Here is a 21753-nt window from a genome sequence, read left to right as displayed (position 1 = left end):
TCATATCGCCTTTTTCTACAGCGTCGACAACTTGTAATTTAAAGCCTAATGAATAATCTCGTTGTGTTCGTTTGATCGGTGTATTATTTGACTTGGTCATAATAAGTCCTAAATGTGTAAACACATTTCAGGACGAGACATCTGAAACAAAAAAGCCGCGTTATTTTCATAACGCGGCTTTTTTCGTATAACAGCTAGACTAGTCAGCCGATAATGTTTTAGCCATATCAGCACGGGCTTTACCGGCAGGTTTAATTGAACCTGCGCGTAAACCACTGTCTGGAATAGCTTCACGCTTATCGTGTGCCATAGCACCTGGTGTTGGTACTGGCTCGCTGTCTGCAACTGGTGCAGGTTTTGCCATTGCAGCGCTTGCTGAACCCTTAACTAACACTGTTCTTTCATTGTTAGGTGCTTGTTCAGCTTGCACTGGTTCGTCAGCTTTAACAGGCTCTTCAGCTTTAACAGGCTCTTCAGCTTTTACTGGTTCGTCAGCTTTTACTGGTTCTTCAGCTTTAACTGGCTCTTCAGCTTTAACAGGCTCTTCAGCTTGTACTGGTTCTTCAGCTTTCACTGGTTCATCAGCTTTAACTGGTTCATCAGCTTGTACTGGTTCATCAGCTTGTACTGGTTCGTGAGCTTTTACTGGTTCTTCAGCTTTTACTGGTTCTTCAGCTTTAACTGGTTCGTCAGCTTTTACTGGTTCGTCAGCTTTTACTGGTTCGTCAGCTTGTACTGGCTCTTCAGCTTTAACTGGTTCTTCAGCTTGCACTGGTTCTTCAGCTTGCACTGGTTTATCAGCTTTAACTGGTTCATCAGCTTGTACTGGTTCATCAGCTTGTACTGGTTCGTGAGCTTTTACTGGCTCTTCAGCTTTAACTGGCTCATCAGTGGTAGCTGATTCAGGCGCTTCAACTGGTTGCTCAGTTTGCGCTTGTTTAGCTTTTAATTCAGCTTCATATTCAGCAGCAGCTTGATCCGCAACAGGAATAAAGGCAGGTGTGTCACCTTTATCTTCATTTTGCTTTTCATCTTGCTCAGGACGACGACGGCGTTGTCCAGCTGCACGAAGGTGACGAGGTGAACGACGTGAGCGTGTGCGCGGCTGTGCTTGTTCATCATCAGCAACTGACTCAGCGTTTACATTTTGCTCCTCAACCGGTGTGTTGGTTTCTTCTGTTTTAACCGATTTAACGTCAGCTTTTGCAGGTTTTTCTGCTTTAACCTCAGTCTGTGCAGGCGTTTCAGATTTAACCTCTGGTACTACATCGTCTTTCGCTTCTTTCGCCTGTTTGGCAGGTTTTGCTGCTTTGTCTGTTTTCTCAGCCTGAACAGTATCACTGCTCTGAGTTGATTTTACTTCCTCGGCATTTTCGTCTTGTAAACGCACTTTCTTACGAATATTACGACGTTGACGGCGAACCTTAGGTTTAGACTCTTTCGGTTGCTCCGTTTGCGTTTCTTGAACTGCCTCTGTTGACGTTGTTTCTTCGTCATCAGTACGCTTTTCATTTCGCTTTCGGTTAGTCGAATTGCGACGGCGCTTATTACGGTTTTCGTTACTTTCTTTTTGCTCAGGAGCTGAAGTAGTGGCCGGTTTCTCTTCTTTCGCTTCAGCGTCTGAAGGACGCTTATTACGAGAGTTGTTACGACGACGTTGGTTGTTGCTTCTGCGACGGTTGTCGTTATTACGACGGTTGTTGCTGCGCTGTTGTGCCGCTTTTTTCTCTTCTTGCTCTTTTTCAGTCTCTTCTTCAGAGATGCTGAAGAGTGATTTAAACCATTTACCAATGGCTGCAAATAAACCACCGTCACTTTTCTTAACGTCTTGAGCTGGTTGTTCAGCTTTTGGAGCAGCTTGTGGCGCTGGGTTTGTTGGCATAACAACACCTTTTAACACAGGCTCTTCACGAACCGGTGCTGTGGGTGCTTTAGCCATTTCAAATGCTTCTGGCTCTGGTGCAACGACTTGCTCATAGCTAACAGTTTCAATCGTTTCATCTTTGCGTAAACGAACTACTTCATAGTGCGGTGTTTCCATGTGTTGATTTGGAATAATGACCACATCAACACTATGGCGTTTTTCAATACGGTGCACACTACGGCGTTTTTCATTTAATAAGTAAGCAGCCACCGCAACAGGTACTTGTGCGTTTACTTGCGATGTATTGTCTTTGATTGCTTCTTCTTCGATTAAACGAAGGATAGACAATGCAATTGATTCGTTTGAACGAATAGTGCCTTGACCATTACAACGCGGACACGGACCTTGGCTTGCTTCACCTAGAGATGGACGCAGGCGTTGACGTGACATTTCAAGAAGGCCGAAGCGTGAAATTTTGCCTATTTGTACGCGAGCACGGTCTGGACGTGCAGCATCTTTCAGGCGATTTTCAACTTCACGTTGGTGGCGAGGTGGTGTCATATCGATAAAATCGATAACAATAAGACCACCTAAGTCACGTAGACGTAATTGACGTGCAATTTCATCAGCGGCTTCTAGGTTCGTGTTAAGCGCGGTCTCTTCGATATCACCGCCTTTGGTTGCTTTTGACGAGTTAATATCGATAGAGGTAAGCGCTTCTGTTGGATCAATAACGATTGAACCACCAGAAGGTAAGCGAACTTCTCGTTGGAACGCTGACTCAATTTGGCTTTCGATTTGGTAATGTGTGAATAATGGCACATCGCCTTGATAAAGCTTAACACGGCTCATGAAATCAGGGCGGAAGCGTTCAATATGCGCTTTAGCTTCTTCAAAAACACGGGCTTTATCAATTAAAATTTCACCAATATCACGACGTAGATAGTCGCGGATAGCACGGAAAATAACGTTACTTTCTTGGTGAATTAAGAATGGAGCAGGGCCGCTATCTGCAGCTTGTTGAATGGCATCCCAGTGAACTAAAAGCGCTTTTAAGTCGTAGTCTAGTTCCTCGAATGATTTGCCAACACCCGCAGTACGGACAATGAGCCCCATACCTTTAGGAAGTTCTAAACGGCTTAGCGCTTCTTTTAGTTCAGTACGCTCATCACCTTCAATACGACGTGAAATACCGCCGGCACGAGGGTTATTTGGCATAAGTACTAAATAGCTGCCTGCTACGCTTATAAAGGTTGTTAGTGCCGCGCCTTTTTGGCCACGTTCTTCTTTATCAACCTGAACAATTACTTCTTGGCCTTCTTTGATTACGTCACGAATATTCGGACGACCTTGGAATGTATAGCCTTGTGGGAAGTATGTGCGTGCAATTTCTTTCAGTGGAAGGAAACCATGTCTTTCCGCGCCATAATCAACAAAGGCTGCTTCTAGTGATGGTTCGATACGGGTAATTTTACCCTTGTAAATATTGGCTTTTTTTTGTTCGTGACCTGGGCTCTCTATGTCTAAATCATACAGGCGCTGGCCATCAACCAGTGCAACGCGCATTTCTTCTTGCTGCGTCGCATTGATTAGCATACGTTTCATATTGTTACTCTACTAATTTCTGTCGCTGACATGACGATATCATTTCGTCTGTTCAGTGGTTTTTGACGGTTATTCTTGTGCAATCTCACGACTGGTTAAAATCAAAAACCGACGTTGTTCGCTTACATTGAGCGTGTCTATGGTGTGGCTGACAATAACATGTTGTCACGTTATTAAATTCTTTTTGGTGCCAAAACTGCCGCGTCTTTCACGGTTTTAATTTACGAGTTCTGTTCCGAAGTCGACCATGTTCAAATTTTAATTCAATGTCTTGCTACAACAGCTTACTCTGAATGACGTTGTTACGTCGTCACTATCAGACAATTTATCTTGTTCAATTGCTTTTTCTATTCATTAATCAGCATTCGTGCTCAAATTATGCAGGCAATATATTACGCGCATCGCCGATAATTGAACGCTCGTGTTGGCTGGGTAATTATAAAAGCTTTGGAAAACTTAGCGCGGATCTGTATGATCGGCAACCCAGAATATGCATCACGAATGTTTTAATGTGGTAAAAAGCACCGTTGTTACTTGCAAACTTTATGTTCGCAGCGGTGATTATCCCACTATTACAACCGCGTTAGCAACTAAATTATTTACTTAAATCAGTGATTAGGCAATGTCAGAAAAAACCGGCTTACAAGTATCATTTGTTACCATAGGTGAAGACCACTTAGGTCAACGCATTGATAACTTTCTTATTACTCACCTGAAGGGTGTGCCTAAAAGTGCAGTTTATAAAATTCTTCGTAAAGGTGAAGTGCGAGTAAATAAAAAGCGCATTAAACCCGTTTATAAATTACAACTTGATGATGTTATTCGTATTCCGCCCATAAAAGTGGCCGAAAAAGATGAATTTGTGCCGAAAAAGCTAGATAAGGTTAAACAGCTTGAAGAGGCCATTTTATTTGAAGATAAATACTTGATGGTGATTAATAAGCCGTCAGGAATGGCGGTGCATGGCGGCAGTGGTTTAAGTTATGGCTTAATCGAGGCACTGCGAGTACTTCGCCCAGAAGAGCGCAGCCTTGAACTGGTTCACCGTCTTGACCGTGATACTTCAGGCTGTTTACTTATTTCAAAGCGCCGTTCTGTGCTTACACACTTGCATCAGCAGTTGCGTGAAAAAACCATGGAAAAAAATTATTGGGCACTGGTTGATGGGCAATGGGATGCGAAAACTAAAAACGTCACTGAAGGCTTACGTAAAAATACTTTAAAGTCTGGTGAGCGCGTGGTGCGTGTAGACAATACTGAAGGTAAACCGTCGCACACACGTTTCCGTGTTCTAGAGCGTTATGCAGAGTGTTCACTGGTACAAGCGTCGCCGGTGACTGGGCGTACTCACCAAATCCGTGTTCATACGCAATGCAAAGGTCACCCAATTGCGTGTGATGATAAATATGGTGTGGCTGAATTTGATCAATACGTTAATAAGTTAACGGGGTTAAATCGGTTGTTTTTACATGCGCATGATTTACGCTTTATCCACCCTAAAAACGAAACAACGATGCATGTTGAAGCGCCGTTAGATAAAGCTTTAAGTAATTGTATTAAAAAGTTACGTGCTGATAATGAACAGGTTTAAACTCGCTATTTTTGATTGGGACGGCACAGTCATGGATTCTGTGCCAAAAATTGTGACCTGCCTGCGAAATACTGCGCGAGATTTAGGTATTCCAGTTCCATCAGAGCAACAAGCGAAAGATGTGATAGGTTTGTCGCTAACCAAGGCCACTGAAGTACTTTTTCCTGCTCATTTGCATTTAAACGATGAACTCGTTGCAGGTTATAAAGCACAATATCGCGAATTAGATGTCACACCTACACCTCTATTCGCAGATGTAGAACCTGTACTAACGCAGTTAAGAGACGCAGGTATACAGCTCGCTGTGGCTACTGGTAAAGGACGTGAAGGTATTGATAGATTACTTCATGAGTCGGGCCTCGGTAAGTATTTTATGAACGTAAAATGCTCAGATGATGCTATGTCAAAGCCATCCCCTGATATGCTTGAGCAAATTTTGCGTGAGCAGGGTATAGCGAAAAGTGATGCCGTGATGATTGGCGATAGCCAATTGGATATGGCGATGGCGAATGCCGCTGGTATTGCCTGTATTGGTGTGAGCTTTGGTGCCCACAGCAAGGCGCAGTTGCAACAACATGCGCCGATTACTGTCGTTGATTCGTATTGTCAGTTACTTAGCGTGTTGACATCTCATGCTGAAGAGTCAGTACATCAACACCAAACTCAGCCAGCACTTTAGTTAATGTGATCAGTGGCAGGCCAATAAGTGTATTTGGGTCATCGCCACTGAGCTTGTCAAATAAGCAAATACCTAACCCTTCACTTTTAAAGCTGCCAGCACAATTGTAAGGTTGCTCAGCATCGCAATATGCGCCAATTTGCTCAAGTGTTAGTGTTCTAAAAGTCACGTCGAATGGCACAACCGTCGTGATTGCGTTATTTGATTCTATATCGAAGACACTCAAACCCGTTAAGAATCTCACAGTATGGCCGCTAAATGCGGATAATTGCGCAACGGCATTTTCTTTATTGTGTGGTTTACCTAGTATTTTATTGTTGAAAACGGCCACCTGATCAGAGCCTATCACTAAGCCATTGGTAAAATGTTCAACTGCGACACGCGCTTTTTGCTCACTTAGTCGCTTAACAAGTTGCGAGGGCGTTTCATTTTCTAGCGCTGATTCATCGATATCAGGTGAAAAACTTTCAAAAGGTAGATTTAATTTAGTTAATAATTGCTGTCTAAATGGTGAGCTTGACGCTAATATAAGTGTTGGTTTCATAAAATATTCTGGGTATAAAATGTCTTTTGGCAAGGATAAGCCACAATGAATCCGAAAACAAAGCAGAAGATCGTTAAAAACCGACTAAAATTGGTTTTTTACTTTGACTAACCAACTAACTATCTATATGATGCAGCCCCTATGCAAAAGGTGAAAATTCCCATCACTCTTCATCCCAGCAAAGCAGCACAACATCGTTTAACGTATGACGGTATTGTACCGCTTGAAAAACTTTCTCGTTTAGAGCAAGTTGTGCAGGAAGAAGCAGGTGAAATAGCGGTAAAGATTCATTGCAAAATTGATGACCAGGGTTTAGTAGTGATAAGTGGTAATTTATCAGTACATGTAACCGTAACTTGTCAACGCTGCAATGGTGAATTAGGGTTGGATTTGGATCAAGACTTTGTGTATTCGCCAGTCGGTTTGGATGCAGAGTCAGATCATCTTCCTGAAGGTTACGATGAAGTAGAACTGGACGAAAATGGCGAAATCAACGTGTTTGAGTTAATCGAAGACGAACTGATTTTGGCAATTCCTATAGTGCCTACACACAACGAAGCCTCGTGCAGTTATTCATCAGAGCCTACAAGCTTTGGTAAATTATCAGCAAAAGATGACAAACCAAATCCATTTGATATTTTGAAACAACTTAAGAAAGATTCTTAGGAGAAGACTAATGGCTGTACAAAAAAGCAAAAAGTCTCGTGCAAGACGCGGCATGCGCCGTTCACACGATGCGATCAGTGGTCCAACTTTAACTGTAGACCAAGTTTCTGGTGAGACTCACCGTCGTCACCACGTAACTGCTGACGGTTACTATAAAGGCGTTAAAGTAATTTCTAACTAAGAGATTGCTATATGCTGACCAATCTAACCATAGCGTTAGATATGATGGGGGGCGATTACGGCCCCCGTTCATCTATCCCCGCCGCCGTAAGAGCGGTAAATGCTAATACCAACTTAAGACTGATCTTATGTGGTAATCAGCAAGTTATTCTTAAAGAACTTGAAGCGCTTGATTCGCTTTCTCATCCGCGATTAATCATTCGTCATTGTAGTGAAGTTGTTACTAATGCGTGTGAACCCGCTTCAGCTGTTCGTTCAAAAAAAGATTCCTCAATGCGAGTTGCCCTTGATTTAGTTAAATCGGGTGAAGCGCAAGCCTGTGTAAGCTCGGGTAATACTGGCGCGTTATTTTTTATGGCGCATTATGTATTAAAGATGCTGCCGGGTGTAAAACGACCAGCCCTTATTTCAGCCGTCCCTACTGAGCGAAAAGATCCCGTTTATCTATTAGATTTAGGGGCCAATGTGCATTGCGATGCGCAAACACTTTATCAGTTTGGCATTATGGGCTCTGTGGTCGCAGGACAAGCGCTTGGCTGTGATAATCCTCGCGTTAGTTTATTAAATATTGGCTCTGAAGACATCAAAGGGCATGAGGGAATAAAGCAAGCTGCACAACTAATGCAGCAATGTAAATATCTCAACTACACAGGTTACAGTGAAGGTAGCGATATTTTCAGTGGCAAAGCCGATGTGATTGTGTGCGAAGGATTCGTAGGTAATGTGGCATTAAAAACCTGTGAAGGGATTGCCAAACTTATCATGCATAAATTAACGAAAGCCTTACACAAACATTTTTTATACAAATGTTTGGCGTTTTTATTGCGTCCAGTGATAAAAAAGCTCTACAAGCGGGTGAACCCCGACCAGTATAATGGCGCAAGTCTGGTAGGATTGCGCGGTATTGTTGTTAAAAGCCATGGTAATGCCTCTGCAAAGGCGTTCCATGCTGCTATAGATGAAGCCGTGCGGGAAGTCGAACGCCAACTCCCTGAAAAAATCGCTGCGATTTTTGAGCAAACACATCCAACAATAAAGTAGTGCAGCATTTAAAAAACTTGTTATGCTGCCTACAAAAGAATTATTTTTTTGTTTAATGATAAGAGCAAAGTATGGCACATAAAATTGCACTCGTATTTCCAGGTCAAGGCTCACAAACTGTGGGCATGGTATCTGAACTTTTAGCCGATTCTGATATTGTTAAAGCAACATTTGCAGAAGCATCAGACGCGCTTGGCTATGATCTAGCTGCACTTGTACTTAATGGTCCAGAAGAAGAATTAAATCAAACCCATCGTACACAACCGGCCTTGTTAACTGCCAGTGTGGCAATTTATCGCCAATGGTTAGCAGCAAACCCTGATGCAGACGTTGTTATGGCTGGCCACAGTTTAGGCGAGTATTCAGCGCTTGTTTGTGCAGGCGTTGTTAGTTTAAGCGAAGCCGTCAAGCTTGTTGAAAACCGTGGTTTATATATGCAAGAAGCAGTACCAGCGGGTACCGGTTCTATGGCAGCTATTATCGGTTTAGGTGATGATGAAATTAAAGCCGCATGTGAAGCATCGGCTAATGGCGAAGTGGTTTCACCAGTTAATTATAATTCACCTGGTCAAGTTGTTATTGCAGGCCACAAGGCCGCGGTAGAGCGCGCATCAGAAGCGTGTAAAGAAGCAGGTGCAAAACGTGCCTTACCGCTTGCTGTAAGCGTGCCTTCACACTGTGAGTTAATGAAACCTGCGGCAGAAAAATTAGCCGCTGATTTAGCCGCTTTAACATTTAATACACCTAAGTGTGGTGTAATTAATAATGTTGACGTTAAAGCAGAGCAATCAAGTGAAGCAATTAAAGATGCGCTAGTACGTCAACTATACAGCCCAGTACGCTGGACTGAAACTGTACAGGCCCTTGTAGCGCAAGGCATTACACAAAGCTATGAATTTGGCCCAGGCAAAGTATTAACGGGTCTGGCTAAACGTATTGATAAAGCAATGGTATGCGCAGCGGTAAACACGCAAGCTACGATTGATGAAGCGAAATAAGTAGGAATAGAATGACAAATTTATTTTCTCTTGAGGGCAAAGTTGTCCTTATCACAGGTGCTAGCCGCGGTATAGGTAAAGCGATTGCGAATACCTTAGTGGCACAAGGTGCAAAAGTTGCGGGCACAGCGACAAGCGAATCAGGTGCTGCAAAAATCAGTGAGTACTTAGGCGATAATGGTAAAGGTTATGCGTTAAACGTGACTGATCCAGAGTCGATTGAAGCAACACTTGCTGCGATCAAAGCTGATTTAGGTGATATTGATGTATTAGTAAATAATGCGGGTATTACGCGCGATAATTTACTTATGCGAATGAAAGACGGCGAGTGGGATGACATTATTGACACCAACTTAAGCTCTGTTTTCCGTTTATCTAAGGCTGTTTTACGTCCTATGATGAAAAAGAAAAATGGCCGTATCATCAACATTGGTTCAGTTGTAGGCACGATGGGTAATGCGGGTCAAGCAAACTATGCTGCAGCAAAAGCAGGTGTGATTGGTTTTACTAAATCACTTGCACGCGAAGTGGCGTCTCGTGGTATCACGGTTAACGTTGTAGCGCCTGGATTTATCCAAACAGACATGACTGATGAGCTGACAGATGAGCAAAAAGCAGCCACGCTAGCAAATGTGCCAGCGGGTCGTTTAGGTCAGCCTGAAGAAATTGCAGCCGCAGTGTGTTATTTAGCATCTGACGCAGCTGCGTATGTATCGGGTGAAACATTGCACGTAAATGGCGCGATGTACATGGTTTAATGAATGTTAGCACCAAAGTGCTAACAAAAGATTATCGAAAAATGTTGAATTTTTTGTGATCTTGCTTTAAACATACTTGAATTCGCTATGAAAATAAGCGATAAATGAACAAATACCAATCAAGAGGTTTGACCAGATAAGTAATTATCAGCAAATCCTTGAATCACAGAATTATGCGGCGTAAACTACGCCGCAATCTGAAAATAACGCATTGGCGTATTTAATAAAGGAAAGAAGAATGAGCGACATCCAAGAACGCGTAAAGAAAATTATTATCGAGCAACTAGGTGTTAAAGAAGAAGAAGTAAAACATGAAGCTTCTTTCGTTGACGACTTAGGTGCTGATTCACTTGATACTGTAGAACTAGTAATGGCTCTTGAAGAAGAGTTCGACACTGAGATCCCAGACGAAGAAGCTGAAAAGATCACTACAGTTCAAGCTGCAATCGATTACGTTACAGCTCACGCTGAGTAATCAATCGCATTTTGATTTTAAGGGCAGCTTTAGGCTGCCCTTAGTCTATCTAAAGAATGATACTGAATATTTTGGTATACACCCCACCTAAAATAATTTCCTTATTGGAGGCAACCCGTGGCTAAACGTCGAGTCGTCGTAACTGGCTTAGGAATGTTGACACCGCTAGGTAATGATGTTGAATCTACTTGGCAAGGTTTGTTAAACGGTAAAAGTGGTATTCAAACTATCACGCATTTCGATACCTCAAGTTTCGGCACCAAATTCGCAGGTTTGCTGAATGACTTTGATGCATCAGCTTACATGTCACCGAAAGATGCAAAAAAAATGGATTTGTTTATCCAATATGGCATTGCAGCGGGTGTACAAGCACTACAAGATTCTGGCTTAGAAATCACTGACGAAAACGCGACACGCGTTGGCGTCGCAGTGGGTTCGGGCATCGGTGGTTTAACGTTAATCGAAGAAAACCACGTAAAACTATTAAACAGTGGTCCGCGTAAGCTTTCTCCGTTCTACGTACCGTCGACCATCATTAACATGATTTCGGGTCACTTATCGATCATGCATGGGCTACGTGGTCCTAATATCTCAATTGTTACGGCCTGTACAACAGGTTTGCATAACATTGGTCATGCAGCGCGTATGATTGCATACGGTGATGCTGATGCGATGGTTGCGGGTGGTGCTGAAAAAGCATCTACGCCAATTGGTATGGGCGGATTTAATGCAGCTCGTGCATTATCAACACGTAATGATGATCCACAAGCCGCATCTCGTCCGTGGGATAAAGACCGCGATGGTTTTGTTCTGGCCGATGGTGCAGGTGTTATCGTACTGGAAGAGTATGAGCATGCAAAAGCACGTGGTGCAAACATTTATGCAGAGCTTGTAGGTTTTGGTATGAGTGGTGATGCTTACCACATGACCTCACCGCCAGAAGATGGCGCTGGGGCAGCACTTGCTATGGAAAATGCGTTGAAAGATGCACAAGTAAATGCTGACCAAGTGGGCTACATTAACGCGCATGGTACTTCAACGCATGCAGGTGATAAAGCTGAAACATCGGCTGTTAAATCAATTTTTGGTGATGCAGCAAAAGATGTGATGGTTAGTTCGTCTAAATCAATGATGGGTCATTTGTTAGGTGCAGCGGGCTCTGTTGAGTCTATTATTACTATTTTGTCTTTACAAGACCAAAAAGTAAGCCCAACAATTAACCTTGATAATCCTGATGAAGGGTGTGATTTAGACTATGTACCGCACACGGCACGTGACGCTAAATTGGATTATGCACTGTGTAATTCGTTTGGTTTTGGTGGTACTAATGGCTCGTTGCTATTTAAAAAGGTATAATTGCCGGTAACAACGGACTAAATTAAGAAGAGCCCAGTTGTTTAACTGGGCTTTTTTATATGAGTATATTTAAACAAACAATAATTATAACCAACGACCACACCATGGTCAGCTTTCAAGATCGTGGTCTTAACTATGGTGATGGCTTCTTCACGACGGCTCGCATTAATAATGCCAGTATAGAGCACTGGCCATTGCATAAAGCCCGTTTAATAGAATGTGCAGTGCGCTTAGCATTCCCAACTTTAGATGTCATGGCAATAGAAAATGCCTCGCTTCAGGCCATAGGCGATATGCAATCAGGCATTTTAAAAATTGTTATTACCCGCGGCAGTGGCGGCCGAGGTTACGGCTTACCTGAAGCGCCTTCGATTCAAGTTCTTATCACGGTATTACCTGCTGTTGCACATTATAAAACATGGCAAGAGCAGGGGGTTTCACTCGCTATAAGCAGTATTAAACTTGCACATCAGCCTGTGCTTGCCGGTTTAAAAACCTTAAACCGCCTCGAGCAAGTGCTCATTAAAAATCAAATGAACACACTTAATTGCGACGATGTTGTAGTGCTTGATATTAATGACAATGTAATAGAAAGCTCTGCTGCTAATTTATTTGCGATAAAAAATGAACAGATTTTTTCGCCACAATTAAATAACTGTGGGATTACTGGGGTTTACCTAAAATCGTTATGTGCTAAGTTAGCAATTGAGTTTAAACAAATTAGCGTAGAAGAGTTATTAGCGATGGATGCGGTTTTTATGTGTAATAGCTTAATGGGTGTTGTGCCTGTTGCAGCCATTACGGATACACAGTTTGACATTACTCGAAGTAAAGCATTATTAGCGACCCAGTTTGCCAAGGAGAATGTGTGATAAAAGTCATTGTTAGCGTGCTTTTATTAGCATTGCTATGTTGTGGTATTGGCTATCAACAACTTCAAGCAGCATTGAGTATGCCATTAAATGTTACTAACACCACACTGTTTAAAGTGGACCGCGGAACAGGATTTAATCAATTATGCCAACAGTGGCAAAGTAAGCAATGGCTTGACAGTTGTTTTAAATTTCAGGTGCTTGCAAAGTTAGACCCGACCTTAACGGATTTAAAAGCAGGCTTGTATGAGCTTGATTCTACCTCTGTAATCGATAATATTCGCCGCATTAATCAAGGCGCTCAAGTCAGCTTTAGTTTTACTATTATTGAAGGGCAACCACTGAGAGAAGTAATTACCAACATTGCTAAGCAAACTCATTTAAAGCAAGACCTTGATGAAGAAAATTTAGCAAAGCAAATTAGCAATAAAGATGAAAATTTAGAAGGTTGGTTATTCCCTGATACGTACCACTATCACAGTGAAGACACGGCCAGCAGTGTATTAAAGCGTGCCTACTCTAAAATGCAAACAGAGCTCGATAATGCGTGGCAAAATAGAGCACACGATTTAATCTTGAACTCACCGTATGAGGCACTGATACTTGCCTCAATTATCGAGAAAGAAACAGGGCTTGCAAGTGAAAGGCCCTTAATATCGGCTGTTTTTACGAATCGGTTAAAGAGCAATATGCGCTTACAAACAGACCCAACGGTAATTTACGGCATCGGAGCCGACTTTGATGGTGATATTAAACGTAAAGATTTAACCACTTACACACCGTATAATACGTATAAAATTAAAGGGCTGCCGCCAACGCCGATTGCCATGCCATCGCGAGCGGCATTACTTGCAGCGGTGAATCCGCCTGAGTCAGAGTATGTTTATTTTGTGGCGAAAGGCGATGGGAGCCATCAATTTTCAAAAACATTGAAAGAGCATAATCGTGCTGTGCAGCAGTACCAATTAAACAAATAACCAGAATAGAGTCATATGACAGCGAAATTTATAGTGATTGAAGGTCTTGAAGGGGCTGGAAAATCAACGGCAATCGCCGTGTGCCAAGCTTACCTACAGCACAAGCAGGTTGAATTTATTAATGTACGTGAGCCAGGTGGTACCCCTGTGGCGGAAGCACTACGTCACATTGTAAAACAGGCTCATGAAGAGCAAATAACGGGTGAGACAGAATTGCTTATAATGTACGCTGCACGGTCTCAACTTGTTGCGAATGTTATTAAACCTGCAATCGATAAAGGGACTTGGGTACTGGGAGACCGTCATGATCTCTCATCGCAAGCCTACCAAGGGGGTGGTCGTGGTATTGAGCAATCAAAACTCTCTTTTTTGGCTGATATGGTTTTAAAAGGCTTAAAGCCAGACTTAACAATATATTTAGATATTGACCCTGCTGTGGGCCTTGCACGTGCGAAGGGACGCGGAGAACTTGATCGAATTGAACAAGAAGCGCTCGGCTTTTTTGAACGTACACGTGAGCGTTATTTGGCACTTGCTGAACATGATCCCAGTATTCAAACTGTTGACGCAAATAAAGCGATGCCTGAAGTGCATGCTGCCATCACCACGGTACTTGATACCTTTTTTGAGAGTTTAAAATAATATGCCACTGCCTTGGCTTGAACCCTTACAACAACAGTTAGCACAGAGCTATTCTCAGCATCGTTTTCACCATGCGCAATTGTTTAATGGTGATAAAGGGGTTGGCAAGCAGCGCTTAGTAGAGCAGCTAGCTGATGGTTTGTTATGTGCCTCAGCCAATAGTTTGGTTGCCTGTGGTCATTGTAAAAGTTGTTTGTTAAATCAAGCAGGCACGCATCCCGATAAAAGGGTGGTTAAAGTAGACGGGCAAACGATCGGTGTTGATGAAATTCGTGATATTACCGATTTTATCAACCATTCAGCTGCTCAAAACGGTAATAAGGTGGTTGTACTTGAGCAGTGCCATAAAATGACCACAGCCGCTGCAAATGCGCTATTAAAAACGCTTGAAGAGCCAAGTTTACGCCGCTACCTATTATTAACCTGTGAACAAATCGCGCAATTACCTGCGACCATACTCAGTCGTTGTGCGGTGCACGAAGTGAAAGTTAATATAGAAACTACGACACAATGGTTAGCCTCCCTAGATATTCCTAATTATTCTTGGTTAGGTTTGTTTTCGCAACAACCACTCCTTGTAGAACAATGGCAAAATGAACAGCAATTAGAGTCTATTGATACACTCTATAAATTTGCAACTGAGATAAAAGACAGCCATAATTTCAGTGCGTTAGTCGACATACTGAATAAAGATACAAGTTTGGTTAATGTCTTTACTTTGTTTTTAACTGAGCATCTAAAAACGCAATTAGTATTGGGAATGGATTTTTTCAGCTATCAAAAAGCGCAATCTGCAATTTCTGAGTTTATTTATAACAGCTCACATGTGCTTGGTTTGAATATGCCGCTGGCCATTTCGAAACTAGCGTTTTCTTTACGTGAAAGCCATAATTAGGACATATTGTGCAAGAATTATTAGTAGATATCGAAGATTTAGAAGAATTATATCGCTGTTACATGCCTTTCATAAAAAATGGTGGTTTGTTTGTACGTACTAATATGCGGTTTGAAATGGGGCATTCATTGGCTTTAAAAGTGACATTACCAGATGCTTTAGAAGATGACGTAATTACTGGGAAGGTTGCTTGGATAACCCCACAAGGTGCACAAAGCTCGAATCCGCCAGGTATTGGTATAAGCTTTATCGACGATAAAACCAATTTAAATGCCAAGATCGAAAAACTGCTGGGTACTATGTTAAACTCTGACAATCCGACGTATACCATGTAAAAAAGTAGTACCATGATTGTAGATTCTCATTGTCATTTAGACCGTCTTGACTTCGACAAACTCAACCTTAATTTAGACCAAGTACTTGAAAACGCACGTGCAAAGCAAGTCGAACACTTTTTATGTGTTAGTGTGACTTTGGAGCAGTTTCCAAGCATGCTTGAAAAAATTAAAGATTATCCAGATGTATCCGCTTCGTGTGGCGTACACCCTCTTGATCAAAAAGATGCACTTGATAAACACCAACTGATCAACCTTGCTACTCACGATAAAGTCGTTGCAATTGGTGAAACCGGTCTTGATTATTATTACTCAAAAGAAACGCATATCGTTCAGCAAGAGAGCTTCGTTGGGCATATAGACGTTGCTAATGAGCTTAACAAACCCCTTATCATTCACACTCGAGATGCGCGTGAGGACACAATTAACCTGATGCGCGCTCATAATGCTGAAAAATGTGGTGGTGTACTGCATTGTTTCACTGAAGATTGGGATATGGCTAAGAAAGCGATTGATATGGGCTTTTATATTTCGATTTCAGGTATTGTCACATTTAAAAATGCCGTTGAACTAAAAGACGTTGTGAAGAAAATCCCATTAGATCGGCTCTTAATCGAAACAGATTCGCCTTATTTAGCCCCTGTGCCATACCGTGGAAAAACAAACCAACCCGCATATGTAGAAGACGTTGCGTATTATATTGCTGAGTTAAAAGGGCTTACTTTTAACGAATTGTCTAACGCAACGACAGATAATTTCTATTCACTGTTTAAGCAAGCAAAAAGGGCTTAACAATGACCGGCGTATCAAATTTACCTCAACTTATTATGGGGCCTATGGTACGCCGTGCAGATCCTCATCAAGTTTGTTTTCAGTTTGTAACAACCCGAAATAGTGATTATAGAATTGAGTTTGAGGGCCTTGAATCTACCTGTCAGCATGAGGTCATTCAATTAGGCGAGGCTCTCTTTCTTCACTATGTCATTGTTTTACCAACCTCACAGCCATTTGGGGTTGATTCACTGATCTATTATTCACTTCATGATCGTGATAAAAGCCTCGATTTATCTGCATTTTGCTACGAACGTGCCGATTTTCCTGCATTTGTAATTCCTAATAGACTCGATAAAATCTTACATGGTTCGTGCCGTAACCCCCATCATCCTGCTAAAGATAGTTTGGTGGCAGCCGACACGTGGCAAAATGAGCAGCGACAATCGCTAAACGCGGGTGCTGATTTACTTTTGTTATCGGGTGATCAAGTATACGCAGATGATGTTGCAGGGCCGATGTTACTGGCGATAGAAAAAATCATAACGCTGTTTGGGATCTTTAAAGAGCCGCCGCTTAAGCTCAATTTACCCGCTTGTTTTAGCGAACAGCTTTATAGTCGCCATCTTTATTTACCTAAAGTGCCTTGGCAAAATCGCAGCAAATGGGGAGTCGGTTATTGGCTTAAAAAAGATGAGCCTCATTTTTCTAGTTTAAAAGCTGAAAATCATTTAGTACATTTTCAAGAGTTCATTGCACTTTATATACTTAACTTTAGTGCTGTTTCGTGGCAGCTAATTGATTTTGCACAGGCAGATTGCCCAACACTGCCGCCTAAACACGCCACGCAATTTCAGCTTGAAAAGGATGCACTCCTTGGCTTTGCGGATGGGTTGAATAAAACACAGCGGTTGTTTGCTAATGTATCAACCCTGATGATGTTTGACGACCATGATGTCACAGATGACTGGAATTTAACGGCAGGGTGGGAGCACGCTATCTATCAACACCCAGTCAGCCGACGAATCGTTAATAACGGTTTAATAAGTTATTGGTTAATGCAAGGGATTGGTAATGATGCGGGTGAAAAAACGCTGTCTTTGTTATCTGCTTTCACAAAAAGCTTTGACGGCCAAACATGGCAGTTCAAAGAGTTCGATAAGCTGATCCTCAATTTTAATTATTGGCATTACGAGCTCAATACCATTCCTAAAGTGGTGGTGCTTGATACGCGCACCCATCGCTGGCGTAATGAGCAAAACTTTAATGAGCCTTCAGGTTTACTCGACTGGGAACGCTTAACCGAACTTGAAGAAAGCTTACTTTCGCATGATAAGGTTATTATCGTTTCTCCAGCGCCCGTATTTGGGGTGAAATCAATAGAAGCGATTCAGGCTATGTTTAATTTTTGTGGTCAGCCTTTATTAGTTGATGTTGAAAACTGGATGGCTCACGAAGGCTCTGCTAAAAAGTTACTCGATACATTTCGGCGTGAAGATACACCGAAAGAAACATTAATTCTTTCTGGCGATGTCCATTATTCATTTTGTTTTTCTGTTCAAAAGCGCTTTGGGAAACATAAAAACCGTATTTGGCAATTAACGGCCAGTGGTATTAAAAATGAGTTCCCGCGAAAACTTATTAACGTACTCGATAAGCTTGATTCAATTTTATATGCCCCGAAAAGTCCCCTTAACTTTTTTACTAAGCGCTGGCAGATGGAAGTTGATAAACATCAAACTAAAGGCGACGGGCAAAAATACCTTGTAAGTAATGCGGCTATCAGCTTGATTGAACTTAATGACGGGTTGCTTGCAAAGTATGAGCTTATTCACGCTGATAACCAAATTACTGAATTTGATTTAAATGATCATTAATCAATTTCTTGTCGGTTAGCTTTTACATATTTAGCCACGTTACTCACGGTATCAAGCCAAAAACCATTGTCTGGGTTTTGTAAATACACGATAAGCTTCTCAAGTGCTTCGCTGTCTGTGGTGTACTGACTGCTTTTACCCACCTCATGCCCCGCAAGAATAATCCAGCTGTTATTTGTACGGTGCTGCTCAAGCATGGTTTTTATTTGTTCAAAGGTAAGGCCATCAATCGCTAAGCTAGTAAGCTGAGTAAAATCGGTAAAATTAGGGTTGTTGGCGGTTTCATCTAGCCAAGTTCGACCTGTTTCGAAGTGCTTGGCAATAACAGGCACATAACTTTTTGTGTTAGCACCACGCCCTACAAATGTGTTTCCACACGGATATGCGAACGAGGTTGCTTCAATGCCCAACGTATGCTTGATATAGTCTTGCGCTTTTAGAATATCTTGTTCTATGCCTTTGAGCGTAATTTGCTCAAGAGAAACCCCCTGTTTACGCAACCACTCAAAATTGCCGGTGCATAAATGGCTGGTAGTGTGGTTCGCTATCTCATGCCCAGACTTTACTGCCATTTGCCATTTTTCAACGCGTTCTTTGACATTAAAAGGGGAGACATAAAAGGTGGCCTTAACCTGATACTTGTCTAATAGTGCTAACCCTGTGTCTACCTGACTGTGTCTGGCATCATCAAAGGAAATACTAATGGCGTTCTTTGCCTTATTAGGATAGCTAAAGCCTTCGTATTGGCTGTTTTTTGCAATACTTTGGAAGCTAATAAAAACGGGAAGTAATACACACAGCGGTTTTAACATGGAGGATCCTTTTTAGTTATTTTATTAATGAAATCAAAAAGGATTATGTTTGGCTATGCGACTTTTGAATAAAAAACGCCCAGAACGAATCCGCATTGTTCTGGGCTTAGGGGGTGGCTCTTGCGAGCCTGCGCTAACTTTAAAAAAACACCTTCTAAATTCAGTAGGGAGAAGTAGAAAGTACTTTTAAGTGTAGTTAATGAGATGAAAATTGCACTATAAATGTACAAATTTTATACTGGTTTAAAATCAAGTTGTTACCTTTGTTTACCCAAAGTAGAACCGTGTTTATACAGCGTTTATTCGCATGTTATACCCATGTTATCAACTGGGTATTTTGCACGAGATCGCGTGGTAAAGAGTTTTTAATTTTATTTTTTTGCCATTTACCTAAACCCACGGGACAGCCACACAGCAATAACACAACTTCACCATTGTCTTGAACCGGTTTCTCAAGACGGATATCTTTACCATTGAAGTAATCATTTGCTTGAGAAGCTGTCATTTCATAAGTGTTTTTATCGCAATATTGGCCAAATACTGTGGCAAACTCATGCGTTAAGCGCACACCCCCTTTGTGGATCACACCAATTTGGATTCCTAAGCGGGAATATTTGATTTTATCTTGAAGTGCATTAAAGGATTCAGGAAATAGCCAAAGTTCTTTGTCACGCTGCATTAAGCTGCCTGGCAGTGATTTTAGACCGAACTGTTTTTTAATTGTTTGCATAAATGCTTGGCTTTGTTTTTTATCAAACGCCGTAAATGGAAATGCCCCTTTTTTGACTTTTTGATTCGGGTTATCAACTGAAGCTACTTTTTTGAATTTTGCGATAAAGAAGCCTTCGCTATCGTATGTTTGTGGCCATACGTGTAAGTAGCCCTCAGGGGTTGTCGCCTTATTTGCCCCTTCGAATAAACAATCAAGTGGCTGTACTTCAACACAGTTAGGAAATGTGTCTAATAAATACTGACAAACATGCTGGTTTTCAAGTGGGGTTAGGGTACAGGTTGAATAAACGAGTGTACCGCCAGGCTTCAATGCATAAAACGCACTTTTAATGAGTGCTTTTTGAACCGCTGCAATATCGATGTTAGATTCAATGGACCAATTTTTAAGGGCGTCTGCATCTTTACGAACGGTGCCTTCACCAGAACACGGTGCGTCGAGTAAAATGCTATCAAAGCATTCATACATGTAATCACCAAAGATCACACCATCAAAATGTGACAGCGCACAGTTACCCACGCCCATGCGTTTAAGTGTGGCAGCCAGTACTTTTAAGCGTGATGACGACAATTCATTCGCGACTAAAACCCCTTGATTATTCATCATGGCGGCAATTTGTGATGTTTTAGAACCCGGCGCCGACGCCATATCAAGTACCGCATCGCTGTGCTGTACTTCTGTTCTAAGTGCAACCGGGGGGAGCATTGAGCTTGCTTCTTGTACATACATAGCGCCACTTAAATGCAAGTCAGTATTGCCTATGGCAAGAGCGGATTCCTCTTCGCTTGGTCGCGTTAACCAAAACCCTTCTTCGCACCACGGAATGGCCGTTAACTCCCAGCCTTTGCGTGCGCATTGGCGCTGAAACTCTTCAACAGACATCTTTAATGTATTAACGCGTACAGAGCGTCTGAGCGGGCGCCTACAGGCAGCAATAAAATCGTCTAGGGATAAATGTGCAGGAAGGTAGCTTTTTACATCATCAATAAATGAATCGGGAATAAATGTATTAGCGTCCACGAAAGGGCTCTCAAGTCACGTGATAATGTGCTGATCATATCATTTTTGATGTGTACGGGGGACTTTTTTATAGTTTTACACGTATGACTAAACTGTCGACACTTCACCCCTATAAACACTGTTTATGGTCAATATTTTCAAAAGATATCACTTTATGTCGACATTTAGCTGTTTTTTTAGCCTGTTTTCATGGTCTGAAGGTTGACAGTTTATACGATAGCGCGCATAGTGACGTTATTAATTGTCGATAATCTAAATTCAGCACGTTTAAAGAAGTGACTATGACAGAGCAAAAAGCCAACGATAACTATAACGATATCACGATAACGACAGCGTCAGACCAGGTGTTTGTCGACATGCGCCGTGAAATAGTTCAAGGCACTATTGAACAGGGTAGTAAAATTTCTGAGCCTGAACTTGCGAAGCGTTATGGCGTTAGTCGCGCTACATTACGTGAAGCACTTAATCGTTTAGAAAGTTGCTACTTAGTTGAACGTAAAGCAAACGTGGGTTGTCGTGTTGTGGCACTGACTGCTGAGCGACTTATTGAAGTGTATCAGGTTCGTAGTGCGCTTGAAGGTCTTGCGTGTCGTTTAGCTGCCGACAATATGGAGCCACAAGAAGTGCAAGGTTTAAAGCAGTTACTTAATCAACACTTGCAAACACAACGTGTCAAAGAAGGTGAATCTTACTACCAAGAAGCGGGTGACCTTGATTTTCATTATCGCATAATCAAAGGCTCTAAAAACGCACACTTAATTCATCTTTTATGTAATGAGTTGTATCAGTTAATCCGTATGTACCGTGTACAAATGGGCATGGCGGGGCCTCGCGTATCAAAGGCTTTTGATGAGCATCTTGCAATTATTAATGCCATTGAAAATCATGATGGGGAGTTAGCTGAAATGCTAATGAAGCGCCATATAAGCGCATCTCAGGCCAATATACAGACTAAGTTTGATTTACACGCGGCAAAAAAATAGCCGAGTTGTCGTCAAACCGTCACAGATTAATTTTAAAAATTAGACACAGCCAAAGAGCTGTGACCGTTCAAAGATAGGAGTT

At 42.0% G+C, this 21753-nt stretch carries 22 protein-coding genes; 17 read left to right on the top strand and 5 right to left on the bottom strand.

The annotated features are described in order from the left end of the window. The coding region (locus JIG41_RS09545; protein ID WP_199524622.1) for a valyl-tRNA synthetase at nt 1-100 on the bottom strand (100 nt) is incomplete at its 3' end. A 99-nt stretch (nt 101-199) separates the two neighbouring features. Further along, nucleotides 200-3469 (bottom strand): ribonuclease E, encoded by a 3270-nt coding sequence (rne, locus tag JIG41_RS09540; RefSeq protein WP_199524621.1) that lies wholly within the window; start codon nt 3467-3469, stop codon nt 200-202. A gap of 622 nt (nt 3470-4091) precedes the next feature. On the opposite strand from rne, the gene rluC reads away from it, so the two are divergent. Next, the gene (gene rluC, locus JIG41_RS09535) at nt 4092-5060 is read left to right on the top strand and encodes a 23S rRNA pseudouridine(955/2504/2580) synthase RluC (RefSeq protein WP_036967959.1); all 969 of its coding nucleotides are present in this window, start codon (nt 4092-4094) and stop codon (nt 5058-5060) included. Then, nucleotides 5047-5739, top strand: a complete 693-nt coding sequence (locus JIG41_RS09530; RefSeq protein ID WP_199524620.1) for an HAD family hydrolase — start codon at nt 5047-5049, stop codon at nt 5737-5739. The genes rluC and JIG41_RS09530 overlap by 14 nt, the downstream gene beginning before the upstream one ends. Here the strand turns inward: JIG41_RS09530 and JIG41_RS09525 are convergent. Beyond that, complete coding sequence (locus tag JIG41_RS09525; protein ID WP_036967964.1) at nt 5675-6283, bottom strand: nucleoside triphosphate pyrophosphatase; 609 nt, start codon at nt 6281-6283, stop codon at nt 5675-5677. The genes JIG41_RS09530 and JIG41_RS09525 overlap by 65 nt on opposite strands. A gap of 141 nt (nt 6284-6424) precedes the next feature. On the opposite strand from JIG41_RS09525, the gene yceD reads away from it, so the two are divergent. The 14 genes from yceD to JIG41_RS09455 all read left to right on the top strand — a co-directional run bounded on the left by yceD (nt 6425) and on the right by JIG41_RS09455 (nt 18126). Continuing rightward, entirely contained in the window at nt 6425-6949 is a 525-nt protein-coding gene (yceD, locus tag JIG41_RS09520) for a 23S rRNA accumulation protein YceD (RefSeq protein ID WP_036967966.1), read from the top strand. Nucleotides 6950-6959: 10 nt separating this feature from the next. Continuing rightward, nucleotides 6960-7130: a 50S ribosomal protein L32 gene (rpmF, locus tag JIG41_RS09515; RefSeq protein ID WP_036967969.1), complete on the top strand. Its 171-nt coding sequence runs from the start codon at nt 6960-6962 to the stop codon at nt 7128-7130. 11 nt (nt 7131-7141) lie between these two features. Beyond that, entirely contained in the window at nt 7142-8170 is a 1029-nt protein-coding gene (gene plsX / locus JIG41_RS09510; protein WP_036967971.1) for a phosphate acyltransferase PlsX, read from the top strand. 71 nt (nt 8171-8241) lie between these two features. Continuing rightward, on the top strand, nt 8242-9168 hold the full coding sequence (gene fabD / locus JIG41_RS09505; protein ID WP_065978485.1) for an ACP S-malonyltransferase: 927 nt from the start codon (nt 8242-8244) through the stop codon (nt 9166-9168). 11 nt (nt 9169-9179) lie between these two features. Next, nucleotides 9180-9926, top strand: coding sequence for a 3-oxoacyl-ACP reductase FabG (gene fabG / locus JIG41_RS09500; protein ID WP_036967976.1), 747 nt, complete (start codon nt 9180-9182; stop codon nt 9924-9926). 238 nt (nt 9927-10164) lie between these two features. Continuing rightward, nucleotides 10165-10401: an acyl carrier protein gene (gene acpP / locus JIG41_RS09495; protein WP_016707440.1), complete on the top strand. Its 237-nt coding sequence runs from the start codon at nt 10165-10167 to the stop codon at nt 10399-10401. 117 nt (nt 10402-10518) lie between these two features. Beyond that, nucleotides 10519-11757 (top strand): beta-ketoacyl-ACP synthase II, encoded by a 1239-nt coding sequence (gene fabF / locus JIG41_RS09490; RefSeq protein ID WP_036967982.1) that lies wholly within the window; start codon nt 10519-10521, stop codon nt 11755-11757. Nucleotides 11758-11816: 59 nt separating this feature from the next. Next, entirely contained in the window at nt 11817-12629 is an 813-nt protein-coding gene (pabC, locus tag JIG41_RS09485; RefSeq protein WP_199524619.1) for an aminodeoxychorismate lyase, read from the top strand. After that, nucleotides 12626-13606 carry an endolytic transglycosylase MltG gene (mltG, locus tag JIG41_RS09480; RefSeq protein ID WP_199524618.1) on the top strand — a complete coding sequence of 327 codons (981 nt, stop codon included), beginning with the start codon at nt 12626-12628 and terminating at the stop codon, nt 13604-13606. The genes pabC and mltG overlap by 4 nt, the downstream gene beginning before the upstream one ends. A 15-nt stretch (nt 13607-13621) precedes the next feature. Then, nucleotides 13622-14248, top strand: coding sequence for a dTMP kinase (gene tmk, locus JIG41_RS09475; protein WP_036967991.1), 627 nt, complete (start codon nt 13622-13624; stop codon nt 14246-14248). Between the two features lies 1 nt (nt 14249). Next, nucleotides 14250-15143, top strand: a complete 894-nt coding sequence (locus tag JIG41_RS09470) for a DNA polymerase III subunit (protein ID WP_199524617.1) — start codon at nt 14250-14252, stop codon at nt 15141-15143. Between the two features lie 8 nt (nt 15144-15151). Next, nucleotides 15152-15478: a PilZ domain-containing protein gene (locus tag JIG41_RS09465; protein WP_036967997.1), complete on the top strand. Its 327-nt coding sequence runs from the start codon at nt 15152-15154 to the stop codon at nt 15476-15478. Nucleotides 15479-15490: 12 nt separating this feature from the next. After that, entirely contained in the window at nt 15491-16270 is a 780-nt protein-coding gene (locus JIG41_RS09460) for a TatD family hydrolase (protein WP_199524616.1), read from the top strand. A 2-nt stretch (nt 16271-16272) separates the two neighbouring features. Further along, on the top strand, nt 16273-18126 hold the full coding sequence (locus JIG41_RS09455; RefSeq protein WP_199524615.1) for an alkaline phosphatase D family protein: 1854 nt from the start codon (nt 16273-16275) through the stop codon (nt 18124-18126). Here JIG41_RS09455 and JIG41_RS09450 read toward each other — a convergent pair. Together JIG41_RS09450 and rsmF are read right to left on the bottom strand one after the other, a co-directional pair. Further along, a complete protein-coding gene (locus JIG41_RS09450) occupies nt 18123-18938 on the bottom strand; it encodes a polysaccharide deacetylase family protein (protein ID WP_199524614.1) in 816 nt (271 codons plus the stop codon). The two genes, JIG41_RS09455 and JIG41_RS09450, sit on opposite strands and share 4 nt — an antisense overlap. Nucleotides 18939-19248: 310 nt before the next feature. After that, nucleotides 19249-20688 carry a 16S rRNA (cytosine(1407)-C(5))-methyltransferase RsmF gene (rsmF, locus tag JIG41_RS09445; RefSeq protein WP_180310881.1) on the bottom strand — a complete coding sequence of 480 codons (1440 nt, stop codon included), beginning with the start codon at nt 20686-20688 and terminating at the stop codon, nt 19249-19251. 281 nt (nt 20689-20969) lie between these two features. Between rsmF and JIG41_RS09440 the strand changes: the two genes are divergently transcribed. Further along, complete coding sequence (locus JIG41_RS09440) at nt 20970-21671, top strand: GntR family transcriptional regulator (RefSeq protein WP_036968009.1); 702 nt, start codon at nt 20970-20972, stop codon at nt 21669-21671. Nucleotides 21672-21753: the final 82 nt, after the last annotated feature.

Source organism: Pseudoalteromonas sp. bablab_jr011, assembly GCF_016464045.1.
Classification (GTDB): Bacteria; Pseudomonadota; Gammaproteobacteria; order Enterobacterales; family Alteromonadaceae; genus Pseudoalteromonas; species Pseudoalteromonas lipolytica.
The sequence above is the reverse complement of the archived record's forward strand: the minus strand, read 5'-3'. Positions and strand labels throughout refer to the sequence as shown.